The 19,871-nt window shown below is 45.2% G+C and carries 10 protein-coding genes; all 10 read right to left on the reverse strand.

Translation table 11 applies throughout. The features are described from left to right. Positions 1-13: 13 nt before the first annotated feature. The 10 genes from VB073_RS09735 to VB073_RS09780 all read right to left on the reverse strand — a co-directional run bounded on the left by VB073_RS09735 (position 14) and on the right by VB073_RS09780 (position 19,851). Positions 14-3,115 carry a TonB-dependent receptor gene (locus tag VB073_RS09735; protein WP_323403972.1) on the reverse strand — a complete coding sequence of 1,034 codons (3,102 nt, stop codon included), beginning with the start codon at positions 3,113-3,115 and terminating at the stop codon, positions 14-16. 54 nt (positions 3,116-3,169) lie between these two features. Continuing rightward, positions 3,170-4,516, reverse strand: coding sequence for an IPT/TIG domain-containing protein (locus VB073_RS09740; RefSeq protein WP_323403973.1), 1,347 nt, complete (start codon positions 4,514-4,516; stop codon positions 3,170-3,172). Between the two features lie 396 nt (positions 4,517-4,912). Continuing rightward, positions 4,913-5,857: a hypothetical protein gene (locus VB073_RS09745; RefSeq protein WP_323403974.1), complete on the reverse strand. Its 945-nt coding sequence runs from the start codon at positions 5,855-5,857 to the stop codon at positions 4,913-4,915. Positions 5,858-5,873: 16 nt separating this feature from the next. After that, the gene (locus VB073_RS09750; RefSeq protein ID WP_323403975.1) at positions 5,874-6,845 is read right to left on the reverse strand and encodes an alpha/beta hydrolase; all 972 of its coding nucleotides are present in this window, start codon (positions 6,843-6,845) and stop codon (positions 5,874-5,876) included. A gap of 54 nt (positions 6,846-6,899) precedes the next feature. Beyond that, on the reverse strand, positions 6,900-8,060 hold the full coding sequence (locus VB073_RS09755) for a glycoside hydrolase family 99-like domain-containing protein (protein WP_323403976.1): 1,161 nt from the start codon (positions 8,058-8,060) through the stop codon (positions 6,900-6,902). 84 nt (positions 8,061-8,144) lie between these two features. Next, positions 8,145-9,953: a hypothetical protein gene (locus VB073_RS09760; protein WP_323403977.1), complete on the reverse strand. Its 1,809-nt coding sequence runs from the start codon at positions 9,951-9,953 to the stop codon at positions 8,145-8,147. A 67-nt stretch (positions 9,954-10,020) separates the two neighbouring features. Then, positions 10,021-11,202, reverse strand: a complete 1,182-nt coding sequence (locus VB073_RS09765; RefSeq protein ID WP_323403978.1) for a glycoside hydrolase family 99-like domain-containing protein — start codon at positions 11,200-11,202, stop codon at positions 10,021-10,023. Positions 11,203-11,373: 171 nt separating this feature from the next. Next, entirely contained in the window at positions 11,374-13,404 is a 2,031-nt protein-coding gene (locus VB073_RS09770; RefSeq protein WP_323403979.1) for a hypothetical protein, read from the reverse strand. Positions 13,405-13,593: 189 nt separating this feature from the next. Next, positions 13,594-16,842, reverse strand: coding sequence for a glycosyl hydrolase (locus VB073_RS09775; RefSeq protein ID WP_416349525.1), 3,249 nt, complete (start codon positions 16,840-16,842; stop codon positions 13,594-13,596). A 192-nt stretch (positions 16,843-17,034) separates the two neighbouring features. Beyond that, complete coding sequence (locus VB073_RS09780) at positions 17,035-19,851, reverse strand: family 78 glycoside hydrolase catalytic domain (RefSeq protein ID WP_323403980.1); 2,817 nt, start codon at positions 19,849-19,851, stop codon at positions 17,035-17,037. Positions 19,852-19,871 lie beyond the last annotated feature (20 nt).

A 19,871-nucleotide genomic window follows, 5' to 3' on the forward strand; every position in this document is an offset into this window, starting at 1 on the left:
AATTTTTTCTCAATTACAGGTTAATATACATTTGTAAAGTATAGGTCGTCGGGATCGGATATACCTCTCCGTTGCGGTGTGCCTGCTCGGGATCGAATAGTTTTACTTTATCCCACAATAACAAGTTGTTACCAACCAGTTGGAAGTCGATGGACTGGATCTTTAATTTCTGCATCAATGAGGTTCTCAGGTTATAATTGATGGTAACCTCCTGTAGACGGAGATAACGCGCATCTCCCTTCCAGAAATCCGACAATTGAGAATTGTTCTCGTTATATCCGTAGGTAAGTCTTGGAAAACGGGCATTGGGATTTTCCGCCAATGCCGGGTCAATACCCTGTGAAATGGCGTACTCTTTGGGAATCCAGCGGTTGGAGGGATTGTTGGCGATAGTAAGCACATTGCCGTTCACGCCATTATAGAAGGGCACATATCCTGTGCCGTTCCCTCCGTATCCCACGTGGAAGAAATCGGTCTTTCCTGTTCCTTTGAAGAGTACACCCACGGTGAGGTTCTTATACCGGAACTCACCTCCGAAACCATACATCAACAGGGGAGGAGAAGTGGCATAGGACAAGGGTACGCGGTCGTCAGAATTGATCACTCCGTCGCCATTCACATCGCGGTATTTGATGTCGCCGGGCATTACGGTACCAAACTGGGCGGGGCTGTTTCTCACGTCATCCCAGTCTTTGAATAATCCTACCGACTGGTAACCCCGGATAACACCATACGGATATCCTGATACTTCCTGGTAGGGATGTTTCGGATTAGCCTCTTCCCAGTTCTGCACATCGTTCTTGGAGTAGGTGAAGTTTCCTCTGACCGTAAATCCCATATGTTTGTTGAAATCATGCGTAAAGCTGGCATTACCGTCGGCACCGTAGCTTCTCATTTTCCCCACGTTACCAAAAGGCATGGTGATCAATCCTACATAATCGGGAATCTGCACCCGTTGCATGAAGATACCGTTGCGTTGGTCGTTGAACAAATCTAAAACAACTTGTGCCTTGTCTTTGAAAAGATTGGCCTCAATACCGAAGTTCGCTTTCAGTGCTTTTTCCCATTGCAGGTTATCAGCCCCGATGATTGTCTCGGAGACACTCTCCATTGCCGATGCCGATCCCCAGGGAGCAGTGCTTCCCCTGTTCACCATGGTCAGGTAGGGGAAGCGTCGGTTGGTGATCCGGTCGTTTCCTACGGTACCATAGGATCCCCTGAATTTCAGGAAACTGAGCCAAGGTAGATTGTCCTGCAGAAATGTGTAGCTTGTAGGTACCCAACCCAAAGCGATCGATGGGAAGAACCCATATTGCCTCCCCGGCTGGAAATTCTCCGATCCGGTATAGCCGAAGTTAAAATCTACCATATAGGTATCCCGGAAGCCGTATGTCAACCGGCTCGAAACACCCTGGTAACGGAGCGGGATCGCATTGAGATTATTACTCGCATCCGCGGCATTCTTCTGGTCGCTGATATAATAATAGACCAGTCCCGAAACACGGTGATCATCGCTGAGTACTTTCTCATAGTTCAAGGTACTCTCGAAATGGTATTTCCGGAATTGGTTAGTGCCTCTGCCATAAGAGATACCTCCCTCTTTTACCCTTTCAATAGTAATTAGTTTTCCCTGTTGATCGCGTCCTACCGCTTGGTATAGAGCAGGTTGGGTAAGCCTATTCTCAAAGAACCAACTGGTAAGGTCGTAGGCACCCTGTACTTTTAATTTCAATCCGTCCAATATCATCGACAAGTTCTGGTCGGCTGCCAGGGTGAACTTACCCCGGTATTCCTGGTTGCTGCGTCGTCCCATATGGTTGATCATCACCATGGGAGAGCGCAATGTAGATGAACTGCCCGAAGCCGGGAGTTGTCCGTTTGAATACTTGATGGGCAACAAGAGCGGATTCAGGTTCGACTGTGCGTACCAGATATAGTCGGTGCTGGCCACACCGGGATTGTTGTTGACGGCAAGGAAACCGTCCGTACCGAAATAGAGGGAGGTGGTAGGTGATATTTCCAGGTCGATATTGGCACGGTAGTTATAGGTGTTATAACCGGTGTTGGCGGCATATACACTTTTCTTGTCGTAGTTATAGGCGGCTGATTCGTTGCTGAATCCCAGACTGAGGAAATAGCGGGCTACCTGAGCTCCCCCCCTTGCGCTTATGTAGTAGGTCTGCTTCAGGGAGTGGTCGCGAAGTACCTGATCCTGCCAGTCCACATCGGGATAAAGGTCGGGATCCGAACCGTCATTGATGATATCCAGTTCCACATCGGTATAGATAGGTGAGTCGCCACGGACTACCCGTGCCTCATTGGCCAACCGGGCATAATCATACGCCCGAAGGTAGTTGGGAGTCCTGCGAAGATGCGAAACGGTATAGTTGGCACGGCCGGTGATCGTCAATTTCCCTGCCTGCCCCCTTTTCGTGGTAACCAGTACCACCCCGTTGGCACCCCGCACACCATATACTGCGGTGGCCGAAGCATCTTTCAATACCGAGAAACTTTCAATATCCGCCGGATCGATAGAATTGATATTGCCTTCCAACCCATCAATCAGTACCAATGCGCTGGCATTTGCACCAAAGGTACCGATACCGCGTACCCAAAACTCTGCAATATTCTTTCCCGGTTCACCACTGGCTTGCATCGAGACCACACCGGCCACACGGCCCCCTAACAAGTTGGCAATGGATGAAGCGGGCGTTTGCAATTCTTTTACGTCGATAGTACTTACGGCACCTACGGTGGAAATCTTTCGCTGACTACTACCTAAACCGATCACCACCACCTCATCCAACTGCTGTGCCGTTTCGGTGAAGACAATTTCCAAATCTTTCTTCTCTTCGGTTACCAGATACTCTATCTTTTCATACCCTACAAAGGTAAAAACAAGCATATCTCCCCGGGATGCCCGGATAGTGAATTTACCGTTTACATCGGTAATTGTTCCTACACTGATCTTGTCCCTCAGGTATACTGTTACGCCAGGTAGCGGATCCATTGTTTCGTCATACACCGTTCCTTCCATAACAAAAGAACTCTGTTGTGCCGGAAGAGCAAGGCTTACCAATAACAGTATTCCTATTATACATGCTATATGTTTCATTCAGCTTAAATTATTTAGTTATGATTTTTCGTGTTTTTTAGGATGCAGTAGCTTTTAATTGATGGAAAGCTTCCTGACCCTTGCGTTGCCCAGGTCGGCTACATAGATGGAACCATCTTTGCTGATACCCAATCCCCGGGGTAGGTTGAAGAGTGCTTCGTCTTTTCCGCCATCTTTCCATCCCGCGGTACCGGGCATGCCCAGTACGGTTTCCACCAGTTTCTCAGGAGTGATTCTGCGGATGCAGTGATTGCTGCAATCGGCAATATACATATTCCCATCCGCGTCACAGTAAATTTGCGAAGGATTACGGAATTGGGCTGATTCCAACGGTCCATCGCGGTGGCCACCACTTGTGGAGCCGCCAATCCTTTTAAAACTATTTTGTGGATCGGTTACATCGATCGTACAGATACTGTTGGCATTGACTCCCGCGTTCGACCAGAATGAGATATAAAGGATATTGGGTTCATGCGGATTAAATGCCAGCCCGTAACTGTCTCCCTGTTCTGTTTTGTAGATCGTTTCCACCTCATAGGTGCGGGGATCCATTTTAACGATATGACCATAGTAATAGCGGGTATAGATAAATCCGTCAGAGGGATTTACCACCATGGAGTGTTTCCACCCTTCTGCAGGTCTGTCCCCGGATGCGGGCCATTTCATCTCCCTGAAACGGGGTGCCCATAACTCTTTGGGATCCAAAGTGAAAAATGATCCTACTGTCTGTTCCGTAGGAAAGCTGATAATTCCTGTCACGGGATCTGCTGCGGGCACATTCGCTACGACGCCCTTGGCGATGGTAATCAACTCATTCGCTTCTTCATCAATCCTGGTTACATTCATCACTCCGTTTTCACCTCCAAATTCATACGGTCCTCTTGTCATGACGAAAATATTATCCTCGCCATCCACACAAATATACCGGGGTTGCAGAATACTGGTGGTCAGATCGCCATCCTGGTAATCAGTTTTATTCCCATTCCCGGCAATAGTGGTGACGGTAACCGACGTAAAATAGCGGAAGGTTTTGTCATAGACCAAAGAGTCGTTACCAATTGCCACTGAGATGACACAGGTATCTCCCGGGAGCCTTGGTGCCAGTACATACATGCGTGAGCCGGTGGAACCTACCACTGCAGCCCTTCTGCTGTTAAACCAAACCCGAATCTGTTCCGGATCGGTACCGAAATTCTTACCCGTAAGCAATATCTTTTCCAGATAACGCCCAGAATCGGGATAGAACGAGGCCAGTTCTATCGGTTTTTTGGGATCATACGGCTCATCATTTTTCTTATTCCCCTCATTATCTCCACAGGAGAGCATCACAAACATACATGCCAGCAGAACTACACATGTATGCCTGAAAGCAGGTTGATAGATTAAATTTCTGTTATTCATACATTAGTTATTTGAGTTTAGAGATCAATTGATTTTTTTTCTGTATTTTATTTATATATTAATGTGTCTCATATAAATATGAAAATATGCATATAAAAATAGCCCTTTAAAGTTTTATAGTATCACAATGAGTTAATTAGAATACAACTACCCTTAAAACAAATGCCAGAGATTTAATTTTTTGCTGTTATTCGTTTTTTTGATCAAATTTTTACAAATTTAGTGTTGTCGTATTGGTTGACACTCTGAAAAATGACATTTAGACTAATTAAAATGATATATTCTGTTAAAAATACTATCTGTATATATCTGATGGAATGTTTTAAACATGTATCCTGAGTATGTTTAACGCAATTTAGCGATCGTTTATTCTTATTGGAAAATCTATATTGGATTTTAATGATATATAGCTTTTAGAGAAGGGGTATCAAAAACGATTGCGCAATCGAATATGCCGGGAACTTCCCATCCCACATTCATTGTTGTGATGACTAAATCCTCAAATTTCGAACCGGTAAGATATCCCCTTTGCTGCGCTGTTTGAAAGGCTTCCTTTATAAAAGGCAGAATATCCTTATCGATAGTTATCCACTGCTGATCGTGTACCGTCCCATCGAAGATATTACGTGAGGCTACCGAAAAAATGAATTTTTGGGAAGCGTCATCCTTTCCAAGATCCTGTGCGGCATATAGTTCGGTATATTCATAACGGTAATCGTAGAAGGGAATTCCGAACCATAAGAAATCACCATAGCTGTCGGAGTTTTTGTTGCTGTCCTGGATAGTAAAATATTGTGATATTTGGGTTGTATGCAAATCAGGATTAAACTGATCTCCCATTTTGTTAGCACTATATAGGAGTTTACATCTGGTTTTATAGATCAGTTTTTCGGCCTCATTCAATTTTATAGGGTTATAGAAATACTGTTCGAGGAGCAAATGTGGCCAATCCTCGTTCATTTGTCTTGGATGATCATACTCTTCCGATGCAATCACCGCCAGTGTAATCTCTACCGTTTGATTCTTATTCTTAAAGAAAGACACTTTTTTTGCATTATTATGATAGATAACGGTATCGTTTGAGATAATCGGCATAATATGTTGCATCACATGTTTGCTTCCCCACTGGGGTAGTAGCCAATAGACCGTATCGGTTGAGTGGCTAAATGGATATAGTGTGTCAATTGGGGAAGGGTAGGATGTGGTATGTCCCTGTATCCTGACGCCGTTTTGAAAATTTCTGTCCTGGATTATTTCCCTTGACTCTGGAATAGATGTGCATTGCATAAATGCAAGAAACAGCGTAAGAATTAATCCCAATTGTTTTAGTGTATGTTTCATTCTGTTGAATATGTTTTTAGTTATTTATATCAATTGCTTTGTGGCTTCTTATCCGGTTGTGAATATTTGTACTCTGCAATTGTTCGGCTTCCATCCACTGGATAGATAGATTGAACCAGTTTTCAAAAGCGGGGATGGTTAAAAATCCGTGTTCTCCCCTGGAATAAATATGTATTTCAACTGGTACATTATTTTTTTTCAGTTCGTTGTAAAAAGAGAGACTATTTCCTACGGCTACCATTGTATCGTCTTGGGCATGAAAGAGAATAGACTTCGGAGTGCCTGCATTTACATATTGTTCGTTTGAGAAAAATTTCACCAGATCTTTATTGGCATCCTTTCCCAGCAGACGATCTTTTGACCCGACATGTCCGATACTTTCATCGAAACTGATTACCGGGTAAACGAGAATGGTGAAATCGGGTCTGAGACTTGTATTTCGTTTATTGTCTACGAGAATGGAATCATAATGGACTCCGGCGGAAGCAGCCAGATGACCTCCGGCCGAGAAACCCATTATACCGATCTTGTCGGGAGAAATACCCCATTGTTGCGCATTTTCACGCAGGAGTTGAATGGCCCGCTGGGCATCTTTCAAAGGTGCAAACGATTTATCGGCTACGATCTCCTCATCCGGTAGGCGGTATTTGAGCACGAATGCCGCGATACCTTGTTGGCTGAAAGCTTCAGCAACCTTGAATCCTTCCCGTTGGATATGCAGGTTATGATACCCTCCGCCGGGACAGATGATGACTGCCGCTTTATCACTGTTTCCATCCGAAGGTACAAACGGAGTTAATGATGGATTGGTTACCTTGCTGACAATCAGGTTGCCCCCTTGGTCATGTACATGATTTTCGGCGATGATCTCTTCTGTTTTATCATACAGTAGGATTTCTTCAGCTTGTAACAGTGCAGATTGCTGTCCGCCTGCCATAAGGCAAACACCCCAAAAAACAGTTATGAAAAGATTCCGATAGATTGTCATAGTTACATATTGTCTATAATATTTGGAAAAAATGATCCCTTCCTTAGATATAACTTATTTAAAGACAGACTTTACCGCTTCAAGATACCCGTATCCAAAGACGTTGCAAGGCTGAAGATAACTTGTTTCGGTCCACTCATTCCAGCTGTTTATTGTAATGAGAGGTACTTGTTTTGGATGATTATCGACATATTCTTTCGCCATTTTCAATGCTTTGGTAAAATTCTCTGGAGTATTGTTTTTTACTACCGCACTTTTTCCGGTTCGCGGACTGTTATCCCATCCTACGCTGATATGGGGATAATATGTCAGATCGAATGTGTTATCTATACGGGCCCATTCTTTTTTTACATCTTCCATAATGTCCAGATAATCTCTATTAACATCCGTAAAATGTACAAACTGATAATGTGTCGCACTGGTAAAACCCAGTTTTTTTACAAAATCCCTTTCCGGATTTTGGGTTTTACTACCGTCAAATCCGCTATGATTGACATTTATTGACCACATGGTCAGTTGAAGATCCAATCCCGGAAACCCTGCTTTTTTGGTCTCTTCCCTGAACCAGTTAAGAGCATCTATTGCCTGTTCCATACCTCCTAAGCCGGCTATAAGCTGAGGTACATCATATATCATAAATACCGGTTTGCCGTCAATTTTATAATATTGCGGATGTTTAAAATATTTTTCAATGTTTCTTTTACATATCTTCTCAAACTCCTGACGATCAATCTGGCCCGTCCAGATGACATTCTCTTCGTTGAGTCCTGCAAAACGAGTATCCCATACATTTACGACCTCATGATTGGCCCACATCAGATAAAATTTCATTTTTTCAACATTCGGTGCTTTCAGGAAACCGTTATCAAGAGTTGTTTCCATGAAGGGACGTCCGTCGTACCAATACCAGTCAAAGATGAACACGTTGACACCATGTTCGGTGGCAGCCTCTATTTCCATGGACATCACCGTGGGGTCGGCCTCATTGATATATCCCCAAAGCGGTTTTCGGTCCCAGTAATGACCCGGGAAACGTTTCTGCATGGTGGCTACCGTTTCCCATTCCCCTATGCCAAAGGGCCAGAATGGACGTAAACGCGGATCATCAGAAGCATAGGCCGGATACAGGAATGCCGCCACATCATAATCTCTTTTTTGGGCATTTAATCCTACACTCACAATACCCAATAATACAATAATAAAAATCTTTCTCATATCAATTATTTGTTTTGATTGAATACCTTGATTCTCCTGTTGGCCTTTATCCATACTGGGTTATCTGTTATAATCGAAATTATTTCACTTTGTTTGGTATAGATAGTTAAATCGTCCTCCGGGAGCTACATCGCCATTGACATACCAGTCCATTGGGTCTTCATCTTGCATATTATCAGACCATTTGAATTCAAAATTGAGTTCTCCTTTTTGTCCGGAAATCACTTTCAGGGGGAAGCTGTACATCAACCTGTTTTCTTCCGTTTTGACCGAAACTTTGGCAATGGTCTTCCACTGTCCATTACCATATTGCTGTAAATCCCTGCCCGCGTTGATCCTGAAGTCATATCCCATCCAACCGGAAGTGTGGTCTCTGTCACTGTTGATATAGAGCCTCATCCACTGTTCGTCTTTACTATTGATAATCGGCTTTGCAGTCTCGGCAAGGAAATAGATCGTTTTCTTGTCTCTTGCCACTTTCAAAAGAGTGAAATCATTTCTTCCGGTAGTGTTGCTATATTGGATAGCAGGATTCAATACTGCCGACGGATGCTCTCTCTTCTCTGTGTCGCCTTGATAATCCGTGTATACTGGTGTAACTTCTTTCCAGTCGTTCCATCCTTTGATACTCTTCTCTTTGCCGGCTTTGGTCACAGCATTCACTCCTTTGTATTTCCGGATGTTTGCTACCATCTGCATATAGTAGTTGTCTTTTAATCCGGCGGTCATCGTGGGTTCAATATCCCTGCTATACTCCGGGTCTGCCTGATCGCAGAAGTAAGAGTGTTCGGGGTTTCCATCGGTGCTGGGCCATCTTCCGGCTACCCATTCGTTCCATCCGGTGATAAAGACAAACGGGACATCTTGTTGAAGGGCATAGTCCCATTGTTCCTGAAAATTGTATCCGTAAAAGATATCCTTTTCCGGATTGCCAGCACTGCCATTTCTGTAACTACGTCCCCAGTTCTTCCTGTTGCCGTAAAAAGCGGAGCCTCCCATCCCTGCCGCTGCATCAGGGTGTTGACATACCGACACATTGATGATTTCCCTCTCACCTTTCAGATTTTTATAGACATGCTGTGGCCTGACAAAATCAATCCATGGCCATCCATTATCCTGAATGGGCTCATTGGGCCATTGCGACTCCCTAAAAGTGAAAAAGGTATTGAAATCTTTTCCGTTGGCTTCCTTCGTTCTCCCGATAATAAGGGGTTTTCCCTCCAGGTAATACCACGTCTCGGGATATCTCACCGGTGCCCCCGGCCGATAAAATGCATCATAGATCTTTTGCATCGTTTTTCCCGATTCGGTGTTGGTGTAGTATACCATTTTGGGAGGATTCTTTCCCTGTTGTTGAAGGGTGCTGATCGCTTTCATCAAGGCATCCGATTGCTCTTCGTAGATGAGTGCATTGGTGGCATCGATGACCAGAAAATCGACCTGGGCATCGGTCAGCAGTTGCATATTTCTTAGATGTACCCAATAATCATCTCCCCGGTAGTAACCATAAATCGGCTCTCCCCAGAAATAATAACGCCCTCTCTGGCGTGAACCCCAGTTTTCATGGTTCCCCTTTTCAAGTACTTCCGGATGATTGGGGATAATTTTGCTAAGATCCCATTTCAGTTCTGATGTCTTGGAGGCATTGTCACCCTGCCAGAGGAAATAAAAGAGACCTACACTCCTGTTTTCCCTGATATCACCTACCTCTTCATTATTGGGAAGTACTCTGCCTAATTCATCGTATCCCGCCAACGGTTGAATAAAATCTGTGGATTTTGTGTCCTGTTGTGAATGGGGAGGAGTGTCCCCGACAGGATTATTCTTCCTGTCGGATCCGCCCAAAGTGAGGAGCGCAAATAAAAATAAAAAAAAGAGGTATATTGATCTCATTTGTGTATATAGTTATACTGCTTATTATATTGTGATAAGCATTTGATATTAAGTGAAATAATTAATTTCATTTTCCGAATACATTTCTTACGGCTTCCAGATAACCATATCCCCAAGTAGTGTCGGGTTCCAAATAACTTCCTTCGGACCATTCATTCCATGCATTGATCGTGATGATTTTCGGTGTAATATTATTTTGGTCGACATAATTCTTGGCTTTTAGCAGATACTTCTCAAATTTTTCGGGTGTTGAGTTATTGATATATCCTGCCTTGAACGGGAAACGGGGATTGGCATCCCAACTGATGGTGAGGTTGGGATAGTAGGTCATGGAGAACTGATTCTTAAACCCTTCCCACATATTGGTGGAAGCATCTCCCCATACCTCGTAATCCCCATCAGGATTCTGGAGGTGTGCCCAACAATAGTTGGTCAGGCTTTTGAATCCGAAATAGCTCAGCACATCATCCTGGCTTTTGATTGGATCACCGGGAACACCTTCAATGGTGGAGGGCAATGCTTCCCATAAGATACTCTGTAAATGAAGTCCGGGGAAACCGGCTTCCACTGTCTTTTGTTTGAAATAGTCAAGTGCCTCTTTTGTCTTTTCGGGTCCACCCAGTCCATTGATCAGCGTGTTCAACTCATAGATACAGAAGACCGGTTCACCGTCAATTTTAAAATAGGAGGGTTCTTTGAAATATTGGGAGATGATACGGTCTACGACGATATCAAACTGTTCCCTGTCGACTTCTCCATCCCAGTAAACGGAGTCTACACGTGGATTCTTTACATCCCAGTAGGTAGTTGCATCGTGATTGGCCCACATCAGATAGAATTTCATCCGGTTATTGTTCGCTTTCAGGAATCCTTCGTTGATACAACTTTCCAGGAAAGGCGCTTTTTCGAACCAGTACCAGTCGAAAATAAAAGTATTTACCCCATATTCGATTGCGGTTGAGATTTTCAAATCCATATCCTTGGGATTGGCTTCATCAAGATATCCCCAAAGAGGTACCTTGGGTTGTTGATGTCCTTCCTCTTTCGGGACGGCATTACGGATGATTTCCCATTCGCCGGTTTTCTCCGGGAAGAGGAATTCGGATCGCGGTTCATAATGATAGGCAGGCCAATAAAATGCTGCAATAGTATAATCGTTCTCCGTCGTATTTTGTTTTTTGTTCTCCGAGCATGAAAAGAGGAGAATAAGCGCTATAAAAAACGTAAAGATATGAGAAAAATGTTTCATATAATTAAAATGAAAAATTAAGAATTAAGACTTTTAGAACCAGGACTTATGATTTAGGATTTGAGATTGGGAGTTTGAGATTTAAATTTAATCTCATTCAATCTTTATCAATCTACATCAATCCCTATCAACAGTTTAACGACTCAACACTTCAACGTTCAAAAGATTCAGCTATTTTTTCCAGATTAAGCGATAATTGAATCTTCTGTTGGGAGCGGTATCGCCGTTCAGGCAGAAGGAAATAGGATCTGCCAGTTCCTCCGGGTTGTCGCTCCATTTAAAATCGATCACCAGTTGATCCCGGCTGATATTCATCAGGCTGCGGGGAATCTCGATTTCCATTTCGTTACCCGCATAGTGGTAAACAAGGTCACCGGCTTCAATCCACTGTTGGCCGTCATATTTCATCAGCGTTGTCTGGTTTTCACTCTTCACCTTTTGGTTGACCATATAATCATAGCCATACCATCCTGTTCTGGAGTCGTTGTCCGTATCGATGAGCAAAAGCATCCAGTTGTTATCAGTGTGCGGAGTGAGGGGGGCCGCCGTTTCCACGTAGAAGTAGATATGCTCTTTTCCCAACGCTGACTTGCTGGTGATGATGTCATTCCTCCCGGAGTTGTTGACATACCTGACACCGGCATAACCGATCGCATCCCTGTGATAGGTATCTCCCCGGGTATCCCTGAACTCATTGGTGATCTTTTTCCAGTCATTGAATTTCCCGTCGGTTACGATTCTGTTGAACCCTTTCTGTTCGGGAATCGGGCGTATACCCTTATATCGCCTGATATTCTGTGCCATTTGCATATAGTAGTTATCGGTATATCCTCCCTTCATCGGATGAATACCCCGGTTGAATTCTGCATTGTACTGGTCGACGAAGAAGAAGGGATTGTCCCTGCCCAACCAGGGTGTGGTACCTCCACCATCGGGTTGGTATTTTCCGGCGGTCCATTCATTCCAGTCGTTGATATAGAGAAATTCGGGATTGGCTTCAAGTGCTTCATCCCATCTTTCCTGAAAATAAATGCCATAATCTGTCGGGTTCTCCACCTCTTTCTCCAACCACGGCACATAAGCCGATTTGGGCATGTCATATTCATTGAGTTCGGGTTCTCCGAATTCCCTGGACCATGATTTTCCTACTCCCATATTCTCACTGGTCATGGTGACAGGATGCTGTGCGGTGGTGACTGCTGCCTGCTCCCTTTTGCCATTGTGCAATGAGAGAAGCTCTTCAGGGGAAAGGCTTTTTACACGTGGATCCGCCATGCTGTAGCCGAAACTCCAGTTGTCTTCTGTACCGATGAAGCGTTTCCCGCCCCATTCATAGTACCCCCACCACATTGTCCGCAGGGTAAAGAACTCTTTCACTTCTTTGGTGTAATCCTTATAAAATTCCTCTGTATAATCAGGATCCTGATAGTGAGGATGGTTCGGGTCAGTGGCCGCAGCAGAGTCATAATGAGGGTTAGGATGCTCGATCCCCCCTCTGTTCGCATCGAACGATGGTGATCCGTTGTAAAGCAGTAGCGGCTTGCCGTCCCAATAAAACCAGAGGTCGCTGTACTTACCTTCTTTGTAGATCCGGTCGTAGAGGTCCTGCACCACAGTGATCGCGGGACCGTTAAACGACCAGAAGGCGAATTGAGGTACTTTATTGCCCTCTTTTTTCATCTCCTGCATGATCCGGAAAGTGACATCCCATTCATCCCAATACCTGACTGCATTCGTGACATCCATGATGAGTACGTCCACTCCGGCGTCTGCGAGCATTGACATATCCTTTCGGATCACATAGTCGTCCTGACTCAGGAAGTAACCCATTTCCGGTTCTCCCCAGTGGTAGGAGTTGGTGTACCAAAGCGGATGATCTGCTTTGAAGCGGGCAGTGGGATCTTTCTTCAATATTTTGGTCACATCCGCATTATAGGGTTGTGTCAGATTTGCCAGTCCCTGTGTATGCCACGTTATATAGAAGATACCAACGATTCTCCTTTGATCTTTTTTTATATCACCTACTTCCTGGTGATCGGGCATCTCCCGTCCTACGCCGTCGGTGGCGACCCATGTGTCGGAAAAGAGGTCCCTGTAGTAATTCTCTTCTGCGTCGCCCTTTCCCTTCTCCTGCGAAAGCCTGCAGGATAGGAGGAGCATTGACAGCGAGAGTAACAGGGTGATGTATTTAGCTGTTTGCATATGATTAGAAGTTAGAATCAAGACTTATAGAACCAAGCATTCCAGAACGTTTTCTCCGTTCAAAAAATGTATTGAAACATTTTGTTTCTTAAGAGAATCAAGACTTAGGATTTGAGATTTTAAATTCAATCTCATTCAACCTTTATCAATTTACATCAATTCCTATCAACAGTTCAACAATTTAACAGTTCAACGATTCAACGATTGAATGATGACCGGGCCGAAAAGACCGGATGGCTGTAACTGGCTTTGTGCGTTATATGGATTTACAAAGCACCAGGTCTTCCTTTCTGCTTCAGGAAGATTCTGGTCACCGATTAACCGGTTCATCCAGTTGTTGACCACCTCAATTTCCAGTTCATTCTCTCCCGGCTTTACAACATCAGAGATATTGAGTTTGTAGGGATATGTCCAAACACCACCTACATAGGTGCCGTTGATACTTACCTTTGCCATCGCCGTAAGATTGCCCAGGTCAATCTCTATTTCCTTGTTCTTTGTTGTTTCCGGGATAGAGAATTTGATCCTGTAATGTGCTGTTCCTGAGTAATATTTGATAGACTCATCGTTGGAAGTAGTCCAGTCATACAGTGCTTCAAAGACCACCGGTTCAGCAGGTCCTCTGAAAGCGGGATCAAAACTGACGCTCCATGGTCCTTTCAGTTCTTCGATGATTTCGGGAACTGGATAGTTGTCTTTGATATCGGTCAGGTTGCTCTTTGGAGCTTTCTTTCTGAATACGATAAAATTACTCTCATATGGAGCCAGTTTAATTGGCACGATAGTTGTCTGTTCTCTCATTTCGAAAGCAGGGAGAGTACGGATCGATCCGGAGGTTGCGTCCCATAATTCAGGCTGTTTTCCGGTCACCCTGAATTCAGGATAGATCACTTTCTCTTCACCGGTCTGATTGGAGATAAAGTAGATATCGATACCTCCTAAAGACCTGTGGCCGTAGTGAATGGTCTTGTCTTCGGGAACTTTGCAGTCGGCCGGCAGTTGGATCATTTCAAATACCTCTTCCAGGGTAAGGCCGCTCATGATCTCTCCCTTCCCATATTTCCTGTATTTCACGTTTATGCCATCTACTTCACCCCAGAGTTCTGCTGCCATCTCATGCACCTGCTGATCGGCCTGGGGTTGATTCTGGAGACTGGGGGAGTATTCAGGCGACGGTCCGAGTATACAGGCTCCTTCATTCACCAGTTCTTTGATTTTTGAAAGTAGTTCGGGACGCATGCTCTTTTGTTTGGGGAGAACCAATACCCTATATTGCGTTCCGTGAGGGAGGGTAATCAGTCCATCCTTTACCGTCATATCCCTTATGATCACTTCGGCGTTCATATAATCGAACTGGTAACCTACCGGGAGGGCAGGATCTGCCACACCGGTCATTTTCGGCGCATCTTCGCCGATAAAGTAGGCCACATCGGCTACATTGAGTCCCTGCTGCAACATGAAATTCGATCGTTTGAGATATTGTGAAAAGAGATCCATCTGTGAGAACCAGGTGTTCTTCCTGTCGAATTCGTTTCCGAACCAGGCGTTTACCCCCGGATTCTTATCCTCATAGGGTTGCATGATATAGACATGCAGCAGGGTATTATTGATCCCTTCGGCAAAGAAACGGTCGGTCCGTTGTTTCATTATCGCCGGATAGCGTGAATAGGCGGGGCCGCCTGAGGTGTTGGATTCGGCGGAAATCCTGGTTTTGCCGTAGATATGTCCGGCAGAGGTAGCCGCCCGGTTTTCAATATCACCCAGTTCGCCCTGACTCCAGAATTCTCCTCCGATCTCGTCGGACTGTCCGCCATACATCAGGAACTCGCTGGGGAATCCCCAATGGCCGTAATTTTCCAGCCAGGTAGTCAATCCATGTTGATGGCATACGTCTCTTAAGCCTCCCACGTAGTCATACGCCACTTTGTCGGCTATCATTCTCCTGAGGTCCCATAAGAAACGGTCCGACTCTTGCGGGCTATTCACCACATATCCCCTGTAGACCGGTAAATAGGGAAGAGGATCGTATCCGTACCTTGTCTTGAATTCTTCCAGCATGTTGTCGGTGAAATTCTGGCCTCCGGTTTCATAACTGTCCTGTACAACTACTTTGAATGTTTTTCTGTCGGCTTCCGGGATCTTCCTGAGTATTTCACCGATAAATTGGTCGAAATGGCTGGCGATCCATTCCTTGCTCATCTTGTCTATCTCGAGACCGGTGGCCTCGGGTGAGGCAGGGCTGTTGGTTACCTGGGTGGGCGTCATCCCCATCCGTAATATCTTCCATTCTCCTTCAGGCACATCCCAGGTCAATGTCCCGTCAGCGGACATCTTATCGGTGATATCGACTACCTGATCAGCCATGATCATCAGCTCCTTATTGTCCACTTCAGGTTGCTCGGGCCACATATAATCACCCCAATAGGGGAGCGGGGTGGGGTGCATTTTAGCCAGTGATTTTTCACTATAGCGTTCCACTCGGGGAATACTGCTCAGATTAACCTCAGCCAGTCCCGCGTTCTGCGGATGGTAATTCAATATCAGCCTGAATTCCTGGGCAGTAGTGGCGGGCAGGGAGATCGTGATCGGAGCATAGCGATCAAAACCTACGTTGAGCGCCGGGTTCGAACGGTTGATCACGAATTGTGAAACGGTGCTGAACTCGTTGTTGCCTCCTTTTACCTGCAGTTCGGCGTTCGCCCTGAAAGGCGAAGGGGTTGTACGGATGGTCAGGCTTCTGGCTGTAAACGGTTTTCCTGCAGTAAAAGTAATTGTTACATTATTGCCGGGCAGGCTGATCCCTGTCTGGGGGTTATTGTCCGTCAGTGCCGATAGATTGGGAATAGCAGGGGAGGCTACAATTTTCGCATTGGTCTGATTCAACATTAATCCTTCGCCTGTGATGGAGGGGATGGCAATGACTTTTACATCCTGGAACATTTCGTGTGGCTTTTCGAGCTGTTGTGATATTTTTTGAGGTCCTTTCACCGCTACTTCCGATGAGGCAAGGTAACGCATCGATTGTTCCGGTTTAACCCATGGTCCACCCGATTGACTCCAGCCGGGAGAGTTGAAGATCCCGATTTCGATACCCAGTTCGGTAGCGGTCTTCAACGCTGTATGCAATATCTCCCACCACTCATCACTCATCACTTTGGTATTCCCGTAGGGAAGGTTGTCAATCCCGATATTTCCGATAAAAGCACGGTTGATACCGGCTTTCTTCATGGCCTGCAGGTCTTTCACCGCACCTTCTTTCGAAATGTTATCGGAGATCCAGTACCAGTAGACGCTTGTCTGTATTGATTCGGGTGGATTTATAAATCCTTTTTCCAGTTCTTTCGATGATTGTGTTGTATTCTTCCCTGAATTTTGCATACATGCGGTGAGATGTATGGCGAGAATCATCAATAACAACATATTCATTTTTAGCTTCATAATTGTTTTTTTTATGATATTTATATTAAATTATTTTTTAGTCGATCGGATTCGTTTGAGAAAATTCCATAAATATAATATCTTTATTTTACTTAAAACGACATTTTTCCTTTTTAAAGTAAGAAATCATGACAATTTAGTATCAAAAATCAAAAATGGAATTCAAATTCTACCGGAGCTGCCAAACCCTGGCTAAAAGGTAATTTTATAGTTTCCGGAAGGGAATTTGTACCAATCTTTACCATCCACACTCTCTTTGTGCAGGAAATGGCACTCCTCCATTTTCTCCCCATTCACTTTGAATTCCTGTGGATAGGGAGGAGCAACTAATCCGGAGGAATTGGGAGGGATTGTGATATCCCATTCCAGTCCGTTCTCCTTTTTCTCCCAACTGCTGGAAACGTTACCATAGGGCGTCTCGATGCTTGCTTTCGCCCAGGGCAGATAATCGCAAAAGAGGGGTTGAAAGCGGATCACCTTAAAGCCATATCCGGTCGGGTCGGGAGCTATGCCTGCGATATCTTCGAAGAAGGATATGTCGAAACCGGCTTGCATAGGATGATTATAGGAAGAACTTAAAACTGCATTCCTGGTGATTTCGTTGATCGGCAATGTTTCCCATAAGGTGGTGGCATCGGCCGATTTCCACATCCATTCGAAACTGTTCTCCCCTTTTTTTGTGAACATGTTCCACGCGGCTTCGGCGTTGCCATGACGTGCCAGCATACTGCCTATCCTGCATAATCCGAATATGCCGCAGTGCATGAATCCTTCACTCTTCTCTTGCATATTCTTTACAATGGAGGCACTTACGGCCTTCTCTTCACCCTTCGGGATAAGCCCCAGATCCAAAGCCATGGCATCAGCCGTTTGAGTGCCGAAGGTTTTGTTGACCGGGTCATACATGATTTCAATCATTTCTCGGGCAATTTCTTCCTGTAAAAACAGGAAATAATCTTCATCCTCTTTTCTGTTCAGCAGGCGTGCTGCCTCTGACATGATCTTCGTATCCAGGTAATGGAAGGCGGTGGAGGTAAATTCAACCGGTGTGGGATCTGTTGACTCATAACGTGGTGGACACCAGTCACCCAGCCCCTGGTATACGATGGTAGAGGTTTTAGCGTTATACGGTTTTTTCCGCTCTTTATCTTTTGCCAATGAATTCACGTAGAGCGTCCATTGTTTCATCTGTGGATAAAACTCTTCGAGGATCTGTCGGTTGCCGTAATAGACATAAATCCACCAGGGTAGTTGTACGAGTGCGGTGCCCCAGTCGGGTGAGGCTACTCCGCAAAGCCGCTTGCCGGGAGCAATCATATAGGGTATGCCGGCTGCTTTGTCGGTAAAATAGAAGGTATTGTTGTATCTTTCGTGAAAGAGGGTGTTCTTTTCTTCTCTTGAAGCGCCGGAACGGATATCTCCCAGATATTTATGCCAGAAATTTTCCATCTGGAAATTCATATTGGCCATTTTCACATAAGCATGTACATCTCCCAGCCATCCGCATTTTTCCCTGATCGGGCAATCGGTAGGGATACCGTGAACATTGCTCTTCACCGTGCGCAAAGCCATCTTATGCAGTTTATTGATTTGCTCGTCTGCACATTCGAAGGTACCGGTATGCTCAATATCGGAGTGGACCACGATCAGTTTAAGCGTCTCCTTATCGGGTTTGCTGGTGACACCCGACAACTCTGCGTAGCGGTAGCCGTGGTAGGTGAATCGCGGCGACCACTCTTCTACACCCTTACCTTTACTGATATACCGGTCTTCGAAGATCTCTCCATGATGGATCCATCCGGTTGACCTGAAATCCAGCCCCTTGTTCCGGTCGATCCCCTCCGCAAAGCGGATGCCGATTTCGGTGCCCTTCGGTTCACTCACTTTAAGTAGAGGAATACCTGCCACATTGACACCAAAATCAAAAATCCAGTTGCCCAATGAATCCTGCCAGATATTCTGGGCCGATAAAACCTCTTTCTGCCTGATGGGAGGAGTGAGTTGTGGCAATAACCGTGGCGGCATGTTCTTAGTGGCAACCAGTGCTTTCTGCCACCCTTCGGTTGAAGTGCCGGCCTTGTTCCATCCATCAATTTCATGATTGGCATCGTAGGTCTCACCAAGGTAGATATTGCTTTTTCGTACGGGGCCTTCTGTCCAATCCCAACTCTCGTCACTCCCCACAATCATTTGTGTACCATCCTTGTAGGTGATCATCAGTTGTAGTCTAAGCATCGGGTCTCCGTAAGAGAAATTCGCGCCGCCCCACGCCTTTTTTTGAGCAAACCAACCGCTGCCCAGCATTATTCCGATAATATTTTTGCCCTTTTTCAAAAGATGGGTTATATCAAAAGTGCTGTAAAGGGCATACTGGTCATAATCGGTCTGTGCGGGATCAAGAAAACGGGTGGGATCAATGATTTGTCCATTTATGTAAAATTCACCCGCTCCCAATCCACAGAAGTAGACAAGCGCTTTGCCAATCTTTTTGCCTTGTTCAGTTGAGAACGATTTCCTGAAATAGGGGAGCGCATGTTGATCAGGATTGGCGTACGTAATCCATTTCGCTTCCCATGAACTTTCCTTTAACAGGCCGATAGAAAAATAAGCCGGTTCACTCCATTGAGTGGCTTCATTGTTGTTGTCCCAGATCCTGACTCGCCAGTAATAGGATGACCCCTCTTTGAGATTTGCCTGGGGTTGTACACCGAACTGTTGGGCGGACGATTGTTTCCCCGATGTCCAGATGTCAGACTCTCCTTTTTCGAGCAACTCCTGTTGCGAGGCGATCTCTATTTCCCAGGCTGTCTGTGCCACCTCCGGGCGGGATGATCTGATCTTCCAACTCAACAAAGGGATATCGATCCCTTCCGGATTGGTGATGTTACAACACTTCAGATCCTCGGTATAGGTGCCGCGTTCACTTGTATTACACGCATTGGGGAGTAGTAGAGAGAGTGATAGGATTATCCCAATGCTGATATTGATAGATATTTTACTTTTCATCATCTATTGTTGAGGGCAATGTA

The organism is Proteiniphilum sp. (assembly GCF_034927365.1).
GTDB lineage: Bacteria > Bacteroidota > Bacteroidia > Bacteroidales > Dysgonomonadaceae > Proteiniphilum.

Excerpts from the sequence above, each read along its gene's own strand:
- VB073_RS09735 (WP_323403972.1), bottom strand. The coding sequence starts at position 3,115 with ATGAAACATATAGCATGTATAATAGGAATACTGTTATTGGTAAGCCTT.
- VB073_RS09740 (WP_323403973.1), bottom strand. The coding sequence starts at position 4,516 with ATGAATAACAGAAATTTAATCTATCAACCTGCTTTCAGGCATACATGT.
- VB073_RS09745 (WP_323403974.1), bottom strand. The coding sequence starts at position 5,857 with ATGAAACATACACTAAAACAATTGGGATTAATTCTTACGCTGTTTCTT.
- VB073_RS09750 (WP_323403975.1), bottom strand. The coding sequence starts at position 6,845 with ATGACAATCTATCGGAATCTTTTCATAACTGTTTTTTGGGGTGTTTGC.
- VB073_RS09755 (WP_323403976.1), bottom strand. The coding sequence starts at position 8,060 with ATGAGAAAGATTTTTATTATTGTATTATTGGGTATTGTGAGTGTAGGA.
- VB073_RS09760 (WP_323403977.1), bottom strand. The coding sequence starts at position 9,953 with ATGAGATCAATATACCTCTTTTTTTTATTTTTATTTGCGCTCCTCACT.
- VB073_RS09765 (WP_323403978.1), bottom strand. The coding sequence starts at position 11,202 with ATGAAACATTTTTCTCATATCTTTACGTTTTTTATAGCGCTTATTCTC.
- VB073_RS09770 (WP_323403979.1), bottom strand. The coding sequence starts at position 13,404 with ATGCAAACAGCTAAATACATCACCCTGTTACTCTCGCTGTCAATGCTC.
- VB073_RS09775 (WP_416349525.1), bottom strand. The coding sequence starts at position 16,842 with ATGAAGCTAAAAATGAATATGTTGTTATTGATGATTCTCGCCATACAT.
- VB073_RS09780 (WP_323403980.1), bottom strand. The coding sequence starts at position 19,851 with ATGATGAAAAGTAAAATATCTATCAATATCAGCATTGGGATAATCCTA.